The organism is Streptomyces sp. Go-475, assembly GCF_003330845.1.
In the GTDB taxonomy this organism is placed as follows: Bacteria; Actinomycetota; Actinomycetes; order Streptomycetales; family Streptomycetaceae; genus Streptomyces.
The window spans coordinates 1,645,355-1,661,853 of sequence record NZ_CP026121.1 but is presented as its reverse complement, the minus strand read 5'-3'; the positions used below and the strand labels follow the sequence as shown (position 1 = coordinate 1,661,853).

Below are 16,499 nucleotides of genomic sequence, written 5' to 3'. Positions count from 1 at the left end.
CGCCGTGGTCAGCCGCCCGTCAGCGGCCGGGCCGAAGGGGTCGAGCCGCGCGGGTGGCGCTCCGGCTGCGGTGGCCGGCGGCTGCCGGCGGGGGTGATCGGCGTGCGCTCCGAGCGGGACGTGTGCGGGCCCGGTGCCAGGTAGGCCGGGGCACGGGACGAGCGGGCCGCGACGTCCTCCCGATCGGCGGGCAGCGGTGTGACCACCACGGGCGGGGGGCCGGCCGGGGCGGTCGCGGCCCGGCTCCGGCGCTCCCGCCAGCGGTCCCGCAGGTCGAAGATGCGCTCCTCGGACCGGGCGATGAGCGGCTCGAACCAGGGCAGGGCGAGCAGGATCAGCAGGCCGGCGGCCCAGCCGAGCAGTACATCGCTCAGCCAGTGCGTACCGAGGTAGACGGTGGCCATGCCCACGCCGAGCGAGGTCACGGCGGACACGGCGGACAGCCAGCGGCGCGCTCTCGGGGTGGAGGCCAGATAGGCCAGGATTCCCCAGGTCACCACGGCGTTGGCGGTGTGACCGCTCGGAAATATATCGCCGCCGCGCCACATCTCGTTCGAGCCGATCACCGTCGCGTAGTGCGGCCCCAGGCGGCCCATGCCGTACTTCGCGGCGCCGACCGTCACGTTCAGCAGCAGCAGTGAGACGCCGAGGGCGAGCAGCGGGCGCAGCGTGTGCTGCCGCCAGGAGCGCCAGCCCAGCCAGGCCGCGACCATCACGGCGGTCGGGCCGCGCTGGCCGAGCACCACGTAGTAGTCGACGAACCAGTGGATCCCCGACCACTGCTGGTACGGCCGGAAGAACATGACCTGCCAGTCGAGCCGGACCAGCCAGGACGTGATGATCACGGCCCACACGATCGCGCCGTAGAAGGCCAGGGTCGCCGCGAAGAGCACGATGCGGTGCCTGCTCATCTTCGGCACATCGATGTGGGCCGGTCGTTCCGGCTCACGGTCCAGCCGGGCGAACACCCGGTCCAGACGGGTGAGCTTCGGTTCGGTACGCACCCAATCGACGTTACAGCGAGTGAGCTCAGATCCCGGTCGAATCAACGGCTTTGTGATGACGATGTGATGTGGGATTCCTCTCAGGAGGAGGTTTATTTCCAGCGAATCTGCAATCGTCGGCCGCCGTGGCCTTCAATTCCTTTGATCATTCCGGGGGCGGGTTTTATCGCGCTTTTGAATTCGTTCACCGGAGCATGGGGTGGAATTCTCCCGGCGCTCACAGCGGGTCAGGGCGGACCGGAGCCGTTCAGCCAGAACGCCCCGTACGCCGCCGAGGCGACCGCCACCGCCCCGAGCACCCAGGCTGACCTGCGGATACTCAGCCTCGCCAGGGCCAGGGCGAGGGGCAGCAGCAGGGGGAAGGCGGGCATCAGCAGGCGCGGTTTCGAGCCGAAGTAGCTCGACGCGCACAGGGCGAGCGCGGTGACGACGCCGGTGTAGACCAGCAGCGGCAGCGGCTGGCGCTGACGTACGCCGACCGCATACAGCCAGATGACTGACGCGACCCCGAGGATCAGCCCCACGCCGGCCAGGGCCGAGGGGAACGACGTGAACTTTTCGCCGACGAACCGGGCGAACGCGTAACCGCCGTCGAAGCCGTTGCGCCAGCCGGCCTGCACATCGAGATAGCCCAGCGGGCCCTTGCCCGTGCGGTGGCCGACCCAGAGGACGTAGCCGGCGGTGCCGAGGGGCGCGAGCAGCATGCCCAGCACGCGGCGGGCCCGGGGGCGGTCGCCGGCGGGGGCGGCGGGGTCGTCGTCCCGCCGGGCGCCTCCGCCGGCCGAGCCGGCGGCGTGTGTCCCGCCGTGCGCGCCGTCCGCCCCGGCCGCGCGCCGCTCCCGCACGAACGAGACCACCGCCGTCACCCACACGGCCGCCACCACCGCCACCCCCACCGGCCGGGTCAGCCCCGCCAGCAGGGCCCCACCCCGTGAGCCCGCCGATCGCGAGGAACATCTTGGAGGTACGTACATGTCCGGGACGACCACGGCCGCCGCTTCGCTGCGCCGTCGGGCGGCCGGGGCCGGTGCCAACCGCTGGGTGGTCCTGGTCGTCCTCTGCGTCAGCCTGCTGCTGGTCGCCGTCGACGCCACCGTGCTGCACGTGGCGGTCCCCGCCGTCACCGAGGACCTCAAGCCCGGCGGGATCGAGCTGCTCTGGATCGTCGACGTCTACCCGCTGGTCTGCGCGTCGCTGCTGATCCTGTTCGGCACGCTCGGCGACCGCGTCGGCCGCAGAAGGGTCCTGCTCCTCGGATACGCGCTCTTCGGCGTCGCCTCGGCCCTCGCCGCCCTCGCGGACAGCGCGCAACTGCTCATCGTGGCGCGGGCGCTGCTCGGGGTGGGCGGCGCGATGATCATGCCGGCGACCCTGTCGATCCTGCGGCAGGTCTTCCCCGACCGGCGGGAGCGGGCGCTCGCGATCGGCGTCTGGAGCGCCGTGGCCGCGGTGGGGGCCGCGGTCGGGCCGCTGCTCGGCGGCTTCCTGCTGGAGCACTTCTGGTGGGGCTCGGTCTTCCTCGTCAACATTCCGTTGATGCTGGTCAGCCTCCCGGTGGGACGTCTGCTGCTGCCCGAGTCGAAGGGCGACGGCAACGGGCCCTGGGACGTCGTCGGCGCGCTGATGGCGGCCGCCGGCCTGTTCGGCGTGGTGCTGGGCGTCAAGCGGCTCGGGGGCGGGGAGCCGGTGGGGAGCCTGTTCACCGTGCTGCCGCTGGTGGCGGGCGCGGCGCTGCTCGTCGGGTTCGTGCGGCGGCAGCGGCGGCGGGAGCATCCGCTGGTCGACCTCACGATGTTCGCCCGGCCGGCGTTCAGCACGTCCGTCGGGTGCATCGTGCTGGCGATGCTCGCGCTGGTGGGTCTCGAACTGATCGCGGCGCAGTACCTGCAGCTGGTGCTCGGGCTGTCGCCGCTGGAGACGGGGCTCAGGCTGCTGCCGCTGACGTTCGCGGCGATGGCGGCCGGGCTGGCCGGGGCGCGGATGCTGCGGCGGTTCGGGCCGCGGCGGATGGTGTGCGCCGGGTTCTGCCTCACCGCGTTCGCGGTGGTGCTGCTGACGGCGCTGGGCCGGACCGACGACTGCGCGCTGATGCTCACCGGGTTCGTGCTGCTGGGCTTCGGGCTGGAGACGACGCTGTTCGGGGCGTACGAGTCGATGCTCAGCGAGGCGCCGCAGGAGCAGGCCGGTGGGGCGGCGGCGATCGGGGAGACGTCGTACCAGCTGGGGGCGGGGATCGGGATCGCCCTGCTCGGCAGCGTGATGAACGCGGCGTACGCGCCCGGGCTGTCGGGCGTGCCCGGGGTGCCGGAGTCGGCGTCCTCCTCGGCGGGACATTCGCTCGGGGAGGCGTACGAGGTTGCCGCGCAGCTGGGCGGTTCCGCGGGTGTTGCTCTGCGGCACGCCGCCCGGGACGCGTTCGTCCACGGGCTGCATGTGACGTTGCTGGTGAGTGCGGGGTTGTTGCTGCTCGGAGCGGTGATGGCGTTGCGGTTGCCGCGGGTGATGCAGTGTGAGGCGGGGGCGGTGGAGGTACCTGCCCCTCGGGACGCCGCGGAGTCACGCGTCTCGGTGTGACCCACCTCGGCCCACCCACGCGCCGCCCGTGACCGCGTGCCGACCACGGGCGAGCTTCACCTCTCAGTCGGCGGTTACGGGTGGTGCGGGGGCAGGCGGGCGTCGTAGCGTCTTGGCTAGCGGTGCTAGTTAAAGAGTCTCGGAGGGTGTCGATCATGTCCGGTCCGTCCAAGCTGCCTCCTTTCGATCCCGCCGACCCCCTCGGGCTCGACGACCTGCTGGAACCGGAGGACCTCGGCATCAGGGACACCGTGCGGTCGTGGGCCGCCGACCGGGTGCTGCCGTACGTCGCAGAGTGGTACGAGAAGGGCGAACTGCCGGGCATCCGGGAGCTCGCCCGGGAACTCGGGAGCCTCGGTGCCCTCGGGATGTCCCTGGAGGGGTACGGCTGCGCCGGGGCGAGCGCCGTGCAGTACGGGCTCGCCTGCCTGGAACTGGAGGCCGCCGACTCCGGCATCCGCTCCCTCGTCTCCGTGCAGGGCTCCCTCGCCATGTACGCCCTCCACCGCTTCGGCAGCGAGGAGCAGAAGCAGCAGTGGCTGCCCCGCATGGCCGCCGGCGAGGTCATCGGCTGCTTCGGTCTCACCGAGCCCGACCACGGCTCCGACCCCGCCTCCATGCGCACGTACGCCAAGCGCGACGGCACGGACTGGATCCTGAACGGCCGCAAGATGTGGATCACCAACGGGTCGGTCGCCGGAGTCGCCGTCGTCTGGGCGCAGAGCGAGGAAGGGATCCGCGGGTTCGCCGTACCCACCGACACCCGCGGGTTCTCGGCGCCGGAGATCAAGCACAAGTGGTCCCTGCGCGCCTCCGTCACCAGTGAACTCGTCCTCGACGACGTACGGCTGCCCGCCGACGCCGTCCTCCCCGAGGTCACCGGCCTGCGCGGACCCCTCAGCTGTCTGTCGCACGCCCGGTACGGGATCGTCTGGGGCGCCATGGGCGCGGCCCGCAGCTGCTTCGAGGCCGCCGTCGACTACGCGAAGTCACGGGAGCAGTTCGGGCGGCCCATCGGGGGCTTCCAGCTCACCCAGGCCAAACTCGCCGACATGGCGGTGGAACTGCACAAGGGGATCCTGCTCGCCCATCATCTGGGGCGGCGGATGGACGCCGGCCGCCTGCGTCCCGAGCAGGTCAGCTTCGGCAAGCTCAACAACGTGCGGGAGGCGATCGAGATCTGCCGCACGGCCCGCACGATCCTGGGGGCCAACGGGATCTCCCTCGAATATCCCGTCATGCGGCACGCGACCAACCTCGAGTCGGTGCTCACCTACGAGGGCACCGTCGAGATGCACCAGCTCGTGCTGGGCAAGGCGCTCACCGGGCTCGACGCCTTCCGGTAGACCCCGGCCGGTGAACCGCGGGGGCAGGGCCGGTGAGCGGCCCTGCCTCAGCTCTGGTTGAAGAAGCCGTCCGTGCGGTGCGCGGCCGGGTCGCCGTTCACGATCTCCGTGTTGGCGGGGGTCAGCAGGAACACACGGGTCGACACTCTCTCGATCGAACCGCGCAGGCCGAAGATCAGCCCGGCCGCGAAGTCGACCACGCGCTTGGCGTCGCCGGCGTCCATGGCCGTGAGGTTCATGATGACCGGCACGCCCTCGCGGAACAGCTCGCCGATGGCGCGGGCGTCCCGGAAGCTGTCCGGGGTCACCGTGCCGATGCGGCGGCCCTTCTCCTCGGCGACGTCCGAGGCCACCTTGACGCGCGGATCGGTGACCCAGGCCTCCCCGGGCTCGGTCCCGTCGGAGTAGTCGTCGTCGTAGTAACGCTCGTCTTCGTTGTCGTCGACGAGGCCAAGCCAGGCACTTGCCTTGCGTACCGATCCCATGGACGCCTCCTCTCACAGCGGTCTTTCTGCTTTCCGCACCCCTATGGTCGTCCATGATGCGGATGGCGCGCCAAGTGGATAGACGCCGCGCGGGGGGTTTGTGACGGTACTGGTGCACAGCGAATCCGTCGAGAGTCCGTGTGTCCCAAGGGTCGTTTCCCAAACGGCTGCTGACTGTGAGTGAAATACGATTCTTCTCGGCGTCCGGGTGACGGGCGGGGCGTACGGGTGAATGGCCCGGTCGATACGATGCCGCAGCTCAGCGTCGTGCGCATTTGCGCGGACAGTGCCTCGCACTGCGCGGCGACCACGGACAGTTCGCTCGAACAGTGACGAACTATGACGGGCCTCTCCTATCAGTTTTGACGGAGGCTCAGGCCGATCCCGGTGCGGCCGGGCGGCGTACGGCCGGGCCGTGCCCGGTGCGCGGCATGCGCACCGCCTCCGTCGCACACACCGCCCTCCTGGTCGACGCCGTGGACCGGCAGACCGGCATCGAGGCGCTGGCCGGGCCCGGGACGCCGATCCTGACGGTCACGAACCGACCGGGACCGCGACGGCCGCGCCTTCGCCCACACGGCCGTCCTCGCCGGCCGGCCGCGCAACGCCGCGCCGCTCGCCGAGGCCGGACGCCTGGCCCATCTCCTGGACGCCGTGGAGGACCGGCACATTGACGCGGCGTCAGGCGCCTGGAACCCGATCGCCGCGACCGGTACCTCACTGGCGGAGGCCCGGCTGCTGGCCGACGACGCGGTGCCCGGCGTCCGGCTGGCGCTGCGGGAGGCGGAGTTCACCGACGGGTGGCTGGTCCACCGGCTCCTCGTGCACGAGCTGCGCGCTGGGGATGCCGGGCCGCCAGGTCCGTTGGGGGACGTGGGGCCGCTGTGAAAGATCGTTCCGAGGCCGACGGCCGAAAGGCCCCCTTGCGCCGACCGTCCGTTCGGCCGAATACTCCCTCCCAGCGCTTGTCAGGGGCACGGCGTGTTCGGAATCCGGACTGCCGGCCCCAGGCTGCGCCTCACGGGCCCACAACCCCACGAGGGCCCCCGACTTCCTTTGTGGAGGAACGAAAAGTGAGGATCAAGCGCACCACCCCCCGCAGCGGCATTTCGAGACGGACCCGGCTGATCGCCGTTTCCACCGGCCTCGTGGCCGCCGCAGCGATCGCGATCCCCAGCGCGAACGCGTCCGACGCCCCCAGCACCTTCAGCGCCGCCGAGCTCAAGAGCGCCAGCGGCTCCATATTGAAGGCCGACATCCCGGGCACCGCCTGGGCCGTCGACAGCAAGACCAACCGCGTGCTCGTCACCGTCGACAGCACGGTCTCCCAGGCCGAGATCGCGAAGATCAAGCAGCAGGCCGGCGCCAACGCCGACGCGCTCACGATCAAGCGCACCCCCGGCAAGTTCAACAAGCTGATCCAGGGCGGCGACGCCATCTATGCGAGCAGCTGGCGCTGCTCCCTCGGCTTCAACGTCCAGAACAGCAGCGGTCAGCAGTTCTTCCTGACCGCCGGCCACTGCACGGACGGCGCGGGTACCTGGTACTCCAACTCCGGCCGCACCACGGTCATCGGCTCGACGGCCGGCTCCAGCTTCCCGGGCAACGACTACGGCATCGTCCGCTACAGCGGCTCCGTCAGCCGGCCCGGCACCGCGAACGGCGTGGACATCACCCGCGCGGCCACGCCCAGCGTGGGCACCACCGTCATCCGCGACGGCTCCACGACCGGTACGCACAGCGGCCGCGTCACCGCCCTCAACGCCACCGTCAACTACGGCGGCGGTGACATCGTCTCCGGCCTGATCCAGACCACCGTCTGCGCCGAGCCGGGCGACTCCGGCGGCCCGCTCTACGGCAGCAACGGCACCGCGTACGGTCTGACCTCCGGCGGCAGCGGCAACTGCTCCTCCGGCGGTACGACGTTCTTCCAGCCGGTCACCGAGGCCCTGAGCGCCTACGGCGTCAGCGTCTACTAGGCCGGTCGGGCCCGAGCTCCGCAGCAACCTGTGCCCCCGTGCGCTTCGGCGTGCGGGGGCTTTTTCGGCTGTGCGGGCAGGGACGAAAACCAGCCACGTGCAGACCTCACAGAGTGCGCACATATTACTCACGCGTAATGTTTGCAGTGCGAACGGGAGTTGATTGCGTCCGGTTTGACCGTGGACGGTCAAAATAAGGGGGCGTGCGAAGCGCTGTCTACGCGCGTCTCGAACTCACCCTTGTGTGCTCCCCGTTGTCCTCGGAATAGTGGGCGCTCGTCAACCAAGCCTTCCGGTTCGCGAGGTCCCCACAACCTCTCGGGCCGACCCCCCACAGGAGGACGTGAGTTGAAGCACCGACGCATACCCAAGCGGCGTGCGGCCGTGGCAGGTGCGGGTATCGCCGCACTGGTCGCCGCGGGAGTGACGTTCCAGACCGCGAACGCCAGCGAGACCCCGGAGGCGTCCGCGCCCCGGACGCTGTCGGTCACGGCGGCCGGAAAGCTCGCCTCGACGCTGGCCAAGGACCTGGGCGCCGACGCGGCGGGGACGTACTACGACACGAAGAGCAAGAGCCTCGTGGTGAACGTGCTCGACGAGGCCGCCGCACAAGCCGTCGAGAAGGCCGGGGTCAAGGCGAGAGTCGTGGCGAACTCCCTCGCCGAACTGAAGAGCGCCCGCAGCACGCTGAAGCGGGACGCGACGATCCCGGGCACCTCCTGGGTGACCGACCCGACGACGAACAAGGTCGTGGTGACCGCGGACCGTACGGTCTCCGAGGCCGAGTGGACGAAGCTGACGAAGGTCGTCGACGGGCTCGGGGCGAAGGCCGAACTCAAGCGGACGAAGGGGGAGTACAAGCCCTTCATCGCCGGTGGTGACGCGATCACCGGTGGCAGTGGCCGCTGCTCGCTCGGCTTCAACGTGGTCAAGGGCGGCGAGCCGTTCTTCCTGACCGCCGGGCACTGCACCGAGGGCATCTCCACCTGGTCCGACTCCAGCGGCAAGGAGATCGGCACCAACGCGGACTCCAGCTTCCCGGAGAACGACTACGGGCTGGTCAAGTACACGGCGGAAGTGGCTCACCCGAGTGAGGTGAACCTGTACGACGGGTCGACCCAGAAGATCACGGGCGCCGCCGAGGCGACCGTCGGTATGGAGGTCACGCGGAGCGGGTCGACGACGCAGGTGCACGACGGGAAGGTCACGGGGCTGGACGCCACCGTGAACTACGGCAACGGCGACATCGTGAACGGGCTCATCCAGACCGACGTCTGCGCCGAACCGGGGGACAGCGGTGGGTCGCTGTTCTCGGGGAGCAACGCGATCGGGCTCACGTCGGGTGGCAGTGGTGACTGCACCTCGGGCGGGGAGACGTTCTTCCAGCCGGTGACGGAGGCGCTGTCGGCGACCGGGACCGAGATCGGCTGACGCACGGTTTCGTGAGGCCCCGCCCCTTGTGAGGGGCGGGGCCTTCTTCTGTGTTCAGGTCTTGCGGCGCGCCGCCGCCAGTGTGATGGCCGTGCCCGCCAGTGCCCATGCCGCCAGTACCAGGAGGGGGCCGGTCATCGCGTTGGTGTCGAAGTAGGCGATCGAGCGTGTTGCCCAGGTGCCGGCGCCCGGGGGCAGGGCGGGGCCGATCGCCTTCCAGAAGGGTGGGAGGAGGGGTGGGGGCAGGGCGCCGCCCGCGCTGGGGTTGCCGAGGATGACCACCAGCAGGATGACCAGGCCGATGCCGATCGTGCCGAAGAGGCCCTGGAGGGCGAGGGTGGCCGCGCCCACGGCGAAGATGATCAGGGTGCCCAGGCCCCAGAGGGCCGCTGTGCTGCCGGGGACGGCGTCCAGGACCGGGCCGGCGATGAGGGCACCGCCCAGGCCGCCGACGATCGCGACCAGGGCCAGCACCGCCAGGCGGATCGCGGCGCGGGTGGGGTCGGCGGGCTTTGCCCCGGCGCTGATGGCCAGGGCCGCGGCGCCCAGGTAGCCGCCCACACTCCAGCCGATCACCAGGTAGAAGGACGACAGGCCGTTGGGGTCGTGGGCGGCTGACGGGACCACGTCCACCGTTCGGAGGGTGCGTTTCTCCGACCTCTCCAGGGTGGTGACCAGGCTCGTCAGGGTGGTGGACAGGACCCTGCCGCCGCCGGAGGCGACCAGGAGGGTGTCGGTGGCGGCGGTGGGGTCGATGACCAGGGCGGCGTCGATGTCGCGGGTCATGATCTGGTTGCGGGCCGTGGCCTCGTCCGGCAGGGCGCGGGGGTCCAGGGGGGAGCCCGGGAGGCGTTCCAGCCGGTGCACCGCCTGGGCGGACGCGTCCTGCGGGGCGACCACGCCGAAGGGCACGTCCCTGGGCTTCGGGTCGTGCAGGGCGCCTACGTAGGAGGCGATGAAGAGCAGCTGGAGCGCGATCACGCCGAGGATGAGCAGGGTGGCCCGGGGGGTGACGGCGTCTCTCACCTCGGCGAGGAACGAGCGGTGCGGCATGCCTCCACGGTCGGGGGGTGCGCGGTGTTTCCGCAGGTGGGGCGGGGCCGAACGGATGTCGCACATACATTCGAGGATGGGGGTATGGTGGGGGTGAGGTAGCTGGGAACAGATGTTCGAGAGCCGGTGTGGTTCACGAGTGCGGGAGGTGCGTGTGCCGGGCTTCACGCATCTGCACACCGTCTCCGGGTTCTCGTTGCGCTATGGAGCCTCGCACCCGGAGCGGCTGGCCGAACGTGCCTCCGAGCGGGGCATGGACGCCCTGGCCCTCACCGACCGCGACACGCTCGCCGGGGCCGTCCGGTTCGCGAAGGCCTGCGGGAAGGCGGGGGTCCGTCCGCTGTTCGGGGCGGACCTGGCCGTGGCGGCAGCGGAGCCTCCGGGCGCGGCCGGGCGGCAGGGGCGGCGCCGGACCCCGGTGCGCGGCGGCGCCTTCGTCGATGAGTCGGCTCCCCGGGTGATCTTCCTCGCCCGGGACGGGGCCCGGGGGTGGGCGGGGCTGTGCCGGCTCGTCTCGGCCGCCCACGAGGGGGAGGGAACGCCCCTGCTGCCGTGGGACCGCAACCATGCCGAGGGGCTGACCGTGCTGCTCGGACCGGACTCGGACGTCGGGCGCGCCCTGGCCGCGGGGCGTCCCGACCGGGCGGCGCGGCTGCTCGTGCCCTGGCGGGAGGTCTACGGCGACGACCTGCGGCTGGAGGCCGTCTGGCACGGCCGCAAAGGCACCGGGCCCGGGTCGCTGCGGCTGGCCGCCCGTACCGTCGGGTTCGCCGCCGAGCAGCGGATCCGGCCCGTGCTCACCAACGCCGTGCGGTACGCCGACTCCGGGCTGGGGCCGGTCGCCGACGTGCTGGACGCCGCCCGGCGCCTGGTGCCCATCGACCCGACCAAGGAGCTGGACTCCGGAGAGGCCTGGCTCAAGGGCCCGGGTGCCATGGTGCAGGCCGCCGAGCGGATCGTGGAGGCCGCGGGGTTCCGGCGGGACACCGCCCACCGGCTGGTGGAGCAGACCGAGGCCACGGCCGCCGCGTGCCTGGTCGACCCCGAGGACGATCTCGGGATCGGGACCGTCCACTTCCCCGAGCCGCATCTGGTCGGTGCCGGGCGCCGTACCGCCCAGCGGACGCTGGCCTCACGGGCGGCGGCGGGAATGGTGCTGCGCGGGTACGACCGGCGGCGGGAGTACTGGGAGCGGATGCACCATGAGCTGGACATCATCGCCCACCACGGCTTCGCTTCCTACTTTTTGACCGTGGCCCAAGTGGTCGACGACGTACGGGAGATGGGGATCCGGGTCGCCGCCCGGGGGTCCGGGGCGGGGTCGCTCGTCAACCATCTGCTCGGCATTGCGCACGCCGACCCGATCGAGCACCGGCTGCTGATGGAGCGGTTCCTGTCCAAGGAGCGGGTGGTGCTGCCCGACATCGACATCGACGTGGAGTCCGCGCGCCGGCTGGAGGTCTACCGCGCGATCATCGACCGGTTCGGCACCGAGCGGGTCGCGACGGTCGCGATGCCGGAGACGTATCGCGTGCGGCACGCCATCCGGGACGTGGGGGCCGCCCTGTCCATGGACCCGGCCGAGATCGACCGGGTCGCCAAGTCCTTTCCCCATATCCGGGCGCGGGACGCCCGCGCGGCGCTGGAGGAACTGCCCGAACTGCGTGCGCTGGCGGGGGAGAAGGAGAAGTACGGGAGGCTGTGGGAGCTGGTCGAGGCGCTGGACGCGCTGCCGCGTGGGGTGGCCATGCACCCGTGCGGGGTGCTGCTGTCCGACGCCTCCCTGCTGGCGCGTACGCCGGTCATGCCGACCAGCGGCGAGGGCTTTCCGATGTCGCAGTTCGACAAGGACGACGTCGAGGACCTCGGGCTGCTGAAGCTGGACGTGCTCGGGGTGCGGATGCAGTCGGCCATGGCGCACGCGGTGGGGGAAGTGGAGCGGGTGACGGGCGAGAGGGTCGACCTGGACGCCCTGCCGCCGGGGGATCCGGAGACCTACCGGCTGATCCGGTCCACCGAGACGCTCGGCTGCTTCCAGATCGAGTCGCCCGGGCAGCGTGACCTGGTCGGACGGCTCCAGCCGGGCACCTTCCACGATCTCGTCGTCGACATCTCGCTGTTCCGGCCCGGGCCGGTCGCCGCCGACATGGTGCGGCCGTTCATCGAGGCCCGGCACGGGCGGGCGCCGATCCGCTATCCGCACCCGGACCTGGAAGAGCCGCTGAAGGAGACGTACGGGGTCGTCGTCTTCCACGAGCAGATCATCGACATCGTCGACATCATGACCGGCTGCGGGCGCGGTGAGGCCGACCGGGTGCGGCGCGGGCTGTCCGACCCGGAGTCGCAGGGGCGGATCAAGGTGTGGTTCGCGCAGCACGCGGCGGCGAACGGCTATGACGCGGAAACGATTCAGCGGACCTGGGAGATCGTCGAGGCCTTCGGGTCGTACGGCTTCTGCAAGGCGCACGCGGTCGCCTTCGCCGTGCCGACGTACCAGTCGGCGTGGCTGAAAGCGCATCACCCCGCCGCCTTCTACGCCGGGTTGCTCACGCACGACCCCGGCATGTACCCGAAGCGGCTGCTGCTGGCGGACGCGCGGCGGCGCGGGGTGCCGGTGCTGCCGTTGGACGTGAACAAGTCGGGAGTCGCACACCGTATCGAACTGGTGTCCGGTAAGTGGGGGCTGCGGCTGGCGCTCTCCGATGTGCACGGCATCAGCGAGGCCGAGGCGGCGCGGATCGCCGAGGGGCAGCCGTACGCCTCGCTGGTCGACTTCTGGGAGCGGGGCCGGCCCAGCCGTCCGCTGGCCCAGCGGCTCGCGCAGGTGGGAGCGCTGGACGCGTTCGGCGCCAACCGCCGTGATCTGCAACTGCATCTGACCGAGCTGCACCGGGGCGCGCGCGGCGCGGGCGGCGGCCAGCTCCCGTTGGCCGGCGGGCGTAAGACCGCACCGGCCGGGCTGCCCGACCTCACCTCGGCGGAGCGGCTCAGTGCCGAGCTGGGTGTGCTGTCCATGGACGCCTCGCGCAACCTGATGGACGACCACCGGCAGTTCCTCGACGAGCTGGGCGTGGTGTCGGCGCGGCGGCTGCGCGAGGCCCGGCACGGGGAGGCGGTGCTGGTCGCGGGTGCCAAGGCGGCCACCCAGACGCCGCCGATCCGGTCCGGCAAGCGGGTCATCTTCTCCACCCTGGACGACGGCACGGGCCTGGTCGACCTCGCCTTCTTCGACGACTCCCACGACGCCTGCGCCCACACCGTCTTCCACTCCTGGCTGCTGCTGGTGCGCGGGGTGGTGCAGCGCCGGGGCCCGCGCAGCCTCAGCGTGGTGGGATCCGCCGCCTGGAACCTCGCGGAACTGCTGGAGGTGCGCCGGGAGGAGGGGCTGGAGGGCGTCGCGGCCCGGCTGGCCGGGGCCGGTGGCTCCGGTGATTCCGGTGACGGCGGTGAGGGGGCCGCGCGCCGGCGGCTCGCCGGCTCCGAGGGAGCGCCCGCGCCGGCGGGCTCCGCGGCCCGGGATCCGATGGAGCAGCGGAAGATCCGCATGCCCACGGGGTACGAGATGCACCCCTGGGCCGATCTGCGTCCCGCGGGCGAAGGGCCCGCGGTGGGAAGAAAGTTGTGGCACCAGAGTCCGGGGAGTGCGGGATGACCATCCTCTGCGTACGTTTCCAGCTGCCGCCGGCCCGCGAGGCCGACCTGCCCCGACTGCTCGGGATGCTGGAGGAGTTCACGCCCGTCGTCCAGGCCCTGCCACCCGACGGGGCGCTGGCCGACCTGCGGGGCGCCGAGCGGTACTTCGGCCGGGACGCCGTCGAACTGGCCTCGGTGATCCGGGTGCGGTCGCTCGCGCTGCACGGCGTCGACTGCCTGATCGGTGCCGGGCCCGGGCCGATGCTGGCGCGCGTGGCGCTGCGCGACGCCGTGCCCGGGGTGACGTGCGCGGTGCCCGAGGAGCGGGACGCCATCGCGGAGTTCCTCGCGGACAAACCCGTCGCCGTGCTGCCCGGAGTGGGCGCCGCGACCGCCCGGACACTGGGCGAGTACGGCCTCGACACCCTCGGCCTGGTCGCCGCCGCGCCGCTGTCCACGCTGCAGCGGCTGGTCGGCGCGAAGGCCGGCCGCGAACTGCACGAGAAGGCGAACGGCGTCGACCGGGGCCGGGTCGTGCCGAACGCCGTCTCGCGCTCCCTCGCCACGGAACGCCCCTTCGAGCGCGACGAACTGGACCCGGACCGGCACCGGCGGGCACTGCTCTCGGCCGCCGAGGAGATCGGCGCCCGGCTGCGCGCCCTGGACAAGGTCTGCCGCACGCTCACCCTCACCGTGCGCTACGCCGACCGGTCCGCCACCACCCGCAGCCGCACGCTGACCGAACCGACCGCGCACTCGCCGGCGCTGACCAGGGCCGTCTACGGCATGTACGAGGCGCTCGGCCTGCAGCGCGCCCGGGTCCGCGCGATCGCCCTGCGCGCCGAGGGGCTCGACCCCGCCGACCAGGCCTCCCACCAGTTGACGTTCGACCCCGTGGACGAGAAGGTCCGCCGCATCGAGGAGGTCGCGGACCGCGCGCGAGCGAAGTTCGGACCCCGGGCGGTGATGCCCGGGGGACTAGGGGGACTGGCGGCGTAGATCCTTCCGCGTGACGTCAGTTGGCCCACGGCGGCGCGATGCGCGTGCCGTCGGCGAGCCGTGCCTCCAGGCCCACGGAGGTGGTCACCCAGGAGTACGCGGTCCGGTCGGTGGGGTTCTCGACGGTCAGGGTGGCACCGGAGTTGATGATCACGGTGTCGCCCGCCGCGATCCGCTCGGTGCGGCCGTCGAGGGTGATGAGCAGCTCGCCGTCGAGCAGATGGAAGATCTCCTCCCGGCTGACGGTGTGCGCCGGCGCCTTGAGCCCGGCGGGGATCTCACCGCGCCAGGCGCACAGCTCCTCGCTGCCGCTGCGGGGCGTGGCGTACGAGACGAAACGGGCGCCGTGGATCTCGTGGGTGACGGCTTCGGACGAGCGGACGACGGGCATGACGGCCTCCAAGTGGTCAAGTAGCTTGACTGTATGGTCAAGCTGCTTGACCATCACGTCAAGGGTGTTTCAATGCACGCGTGCACAACTCCGAGGCCATGGCCCTGTCCGCCGCCCTGCTCGCCGCCGCCGGCGGGCTCACGCAGCGCATCCACGAGGGCGTCGTCGCCCGCGGTTTCGAAGGGCTGCGGCCCGCGCACGGCTTCGCCTTCGCCCGGCTCGCCCCGGACGGCGCGACGGTCACCGACCTGGCCGTCCACCTCGGAGTGACCAAGCAGGCCGCCAGTCAGCTCGTCGACGAGATGGTCCGCAAGGGGTACGTCGAGCGGCGGCCGCATCCCGAGGACGCCCGGGCGCGGCTGATCGTGCTGACCGTGCGGGGGTGGGACTGCGCGCGGGCGGCGGAGGAGGCGGCCGCGGAGGCTGTGCGGGAGTGGAGCGCCGTTCTGGGGGAGCGGGAAGTGCGGGCGCTGGGTGAGCAGTTGCTGCGGATCGCCCCCGCCGGGCCCCTACGACCCGCCTGGTGATGGGGCGTCGGGCGAGGTCCCGACGTAGGTTACCGCTGCAAGTTTTTACTGACGCGTAACTTCCCAGTTCGGCTACCCGCTCGTAACTTGACGAGTGAACAGCATCCTCGTGATCCGGATCACAGGGCGTAGTGCCGTCGCACCCCCCTTGAGCCGCAAGGAGATCACCCGATGCTGCCCTGGAAACGAGCGCTCAGACCCCTGGCCGCGCTGCTGCTGACCGCCGCGGCCGTCACCGTCCCCACCACCTCCGCGCAGGCCACCGGCGCCCCGAACTCCGGCTGGAACGACTACTCCTGCAAGCCGTCCGCCGCCCACCCCCGCCCCGTCGTCCTCGTCCACGGCACCCTCGGGAACTCCGTCGACAACTGGCTGGGCCTCGCCCCCTATCTCACGGTCCGCGGCTACTGCGTCTTCTCCCTCGACTACGGCCAGTTGGAAGGCGTCCCCTTCTTCCACGGCCTCGGCCCCGTCGAGAAGTCCGCCGCACAGCTGAGGGACTTCGTCGACAAGGTGCTCGCCACCACCGGCGCCGCCGAGACCGACCTCGTCGGACACTCGCAGGGCGGCATGATGCCCCGCTGGTACCTGCGGTTCCTCGGCGGGGCCGCCAAGGTGAACGCCCTGGTCGGCATCGCGCCCACCAACCACGGCACCGACCTCGGCGGCTTCACCCGCCTGCTGCCCTACTTCCCGGGCGCCGCCGACCTGCTGTCGAAGAACACGCCCGCCCTCACCGACCAGGTCGCCGGCTCCGACTTCCTGAAGAAGCTCAACACCGGCGGCGACACCGTGCCCGGTGTGCGCTACACCGTCATCGCCACCAAGTACGACGAGGTCGTCACACCCTGGCGCAGCCAGTACCTGAGCGGGCCGGACGTGCGCAACGTGCTGCTCCAGGACCTCTGCCCCGCCGACCTGTCGGAACACGTGGCCGTCGGGCTGCTGGACCGGATCGCCTTCCACGAGGTGGCCAACGCGCTCGATCCGGGCCGGGCCACGCCCACCACCTGTGCCTCGGCGTTCGAATGACACGTGTCAGGGAAGCGATTCGGGGCCTGTCCGGCCTGAGCCGCC

At 71.6% G+C, this 16,499-nt stretch carries 12 protein-coding genes and 2 pseudogenes; 9 read left to right on the top strand and 5 right to left on the bottom strand.

Going from position 1 to position 16,499, the window contains the following annotated elements:
* Positions 1-8: 8 nt before the first annotated feature.
* Together C1703_RS07570 and C1703_RS07565 are read right to left on the bottom strand one after the other, a co-directional pair.
* Positions 9-1,004: a phosphatase PAP2 family protein gene (locus C1703_RS07570; protein ID WP_114251170.1), complete on the bottom strand. Its 996-nt coding sequence runs from the start codon at positions 1,002-1,004 to the stop codon at positions 9-11.
* A 227-nt stretch (positions 1,005-1,231) separates the two neighbouring features.
* Positions 1,232-1,948 (bottom strand): annotated as a pseudogene (locus tag C1703_RS07565) (hypothetical protein); the annotation flags it as partial.
* 28 nt (positions 1,949-1,976) lie between these two features.
* Here C1703_RS07565 and C1703_RS07560 point away from each other — a divergent pair.
* Together C1703_RS07560 and C1703_RS07555 are read left to right on the top strand one after the other, a co-directional pair.
* Complete coding sequence (locus tag C1703_RS07560; protein ID WP_114251169.1) at positions 1,977-3,578, top strand: MFS transporter; 1,602 nt, start codon at positions 1,977-1,979, stop codon at positions 3,576-3,578.
* 155 nt (positions 3,579-3,733) lie between these two features.
* Positions 3,734-4,924, top strand: coding sequence for an acyl-CoA dehydrogenase family protein (locus C1703_RS07555; RefSeq protein ID WP_114257329.1), 1,191 nt, complete (start codon positions 3,734-3,736; stop codon positions 4,922-4,924).
* 47 nt (positions 4,925-4,971) lie between these two features.
* Here the strand turns inward: C1703_RS07555 and C1703_RS07550 are convergent, their stop codons facing one another.
* Positions 4,972-5,409, bottom strand: coding sequence for a cell division protein SepF (locus C1703_RS07550; RefSeq protein ID WP_114251168.1), 438 nt, complete (start codon positions 5,407-5,409; stop codon positions 4,972-4,974).
* 275 nt (positions 5,410-5,684) lie between these two features.
* On the opposite strand from C1703_RS07550, the pseudogene C1703_RS07545 reads away from it, so the two are divergent.
* The 3 genes and pseudogenes from C1703_RS07545 to C1703_RS07535 form a co-directional block, all read left to right on the top strand.
* Positions 5,685-6,246, top strand: a pseudogene (locus C1703_RS07545) (hypothetical protein); the annotation flags it as partial.
* Positions 6,247-6,482: 236 nt separating this feature from the next.
* Positions 6,483-7,388 (top strand): S1 family peptidase, encoded by a 906-nt coding sequence (locus C1703_RS07540; RefSeq protein WP_114251167.1) that lies wholly within the window; start codon positions 6,483-6,485, stop codon positions 7,386-7,388.
* Positions 7,389-7,736: 348 nt separating this feature from the next.
* Entirely contained in the window at positions 7,737-8,819 is a 1,083-nt protein-coding gene (locus tag C1703_RS07535) for a S1 family peptidase (RefSeq protein ID WP_114251166.1), read from the top strand.
* Positions 8,820-8,873: 54 nt separating this feature from the next.
* Here C1703_RS07535 and C1703_RS07530 read toward each other — a convergent pair whose 3' ends face one another.
* A complete protein-coding gene (locus tag C1703_RS07530) occupies positions 8,874-9,872 on the bottom strand; it encodes a DUF3533 domain-containing protein (protein WP_114251165.1) in 999 nt (332 codons plus the stop codon).
* 154 nt (positions 9,873-10,026) lie between these two features.
* On the opposite strand from C1703_RS07530, the gene C1703_RS07525 reads away from it, so the two are divergent.
* Together C1703_RS07525 and C1703_RS07520 are read left to right on the top strand one after the other, a co-directional pair.
* Positions 10,027-13,524: a DNA polymerase III subunit alpha gene (locus C1703_RS07525; protein WP_114251164.1), complete on the top strand. Its 3,498-nt coding sequence runs from the start codon at positions 10,027-10,029 to the stop codon at positions 13,522-13,524.
* Positions 13,521-14,504 (top strand): hypothetical protein, encoded by a 984-nt coding sequence (locus C1703_RS07520; RefSeq protein WP_114251163.1) that lies wholly within the window; start codon positions 13,521-13,523, stop codon positions 14,502-14,504. Before C1703_RS07525 ends, C1703_RS07520 begins: the two co-directional genes overlap by 4 nt.
* A gap of 16 nt (positions 14,505-14,520) precedes the next feature.
* Here the strand turns inward: C1703_RS07520 and C1703_RS07515 are convergent, their stop codons facing one another.
* A complete protein-coding gene (locus C1703_RS07515) occupies positions 14,521-14,895 on the bottom strand; it encodes a cupin domain-containing protein (protein WP_114251162.1) in 375 nt (124 codons plus the stop codon).
* Between the two features lie 80 nt (positions 14,896-14,975).
* On the opposite strand from C1703_RS07515, the gene C1703_RS07510 reads away from it, so the two are divergent.
* Both C1703_RS07510 and C1703_RS07505 read left to right on the top strand, forming a co-directional pair.
* A complete protein-coding gene (locus C1703_RS07510) occupies positions 14,976-15,422 on the top strand; it encodes a MarR family transcriptional regulator (protein ID WP_114251161.1) in 447 nt (148 codons plus the stop codon).
* Positions 15,423-15,593: 171 nt separating this feature from the next.
* On the top strand, positions 15,594-16,454 hold the full coding sequence (locus C1703_RS07505) for an alpha/beta fold hydrolase (protein ID WP_114251160.1): 861 nt from the start codon (positions 15,594-15,596) through the stop codon (positions 16,452-16,454).
* Positions 16,455-16,499: the final 45 nt, after the last annotated feature.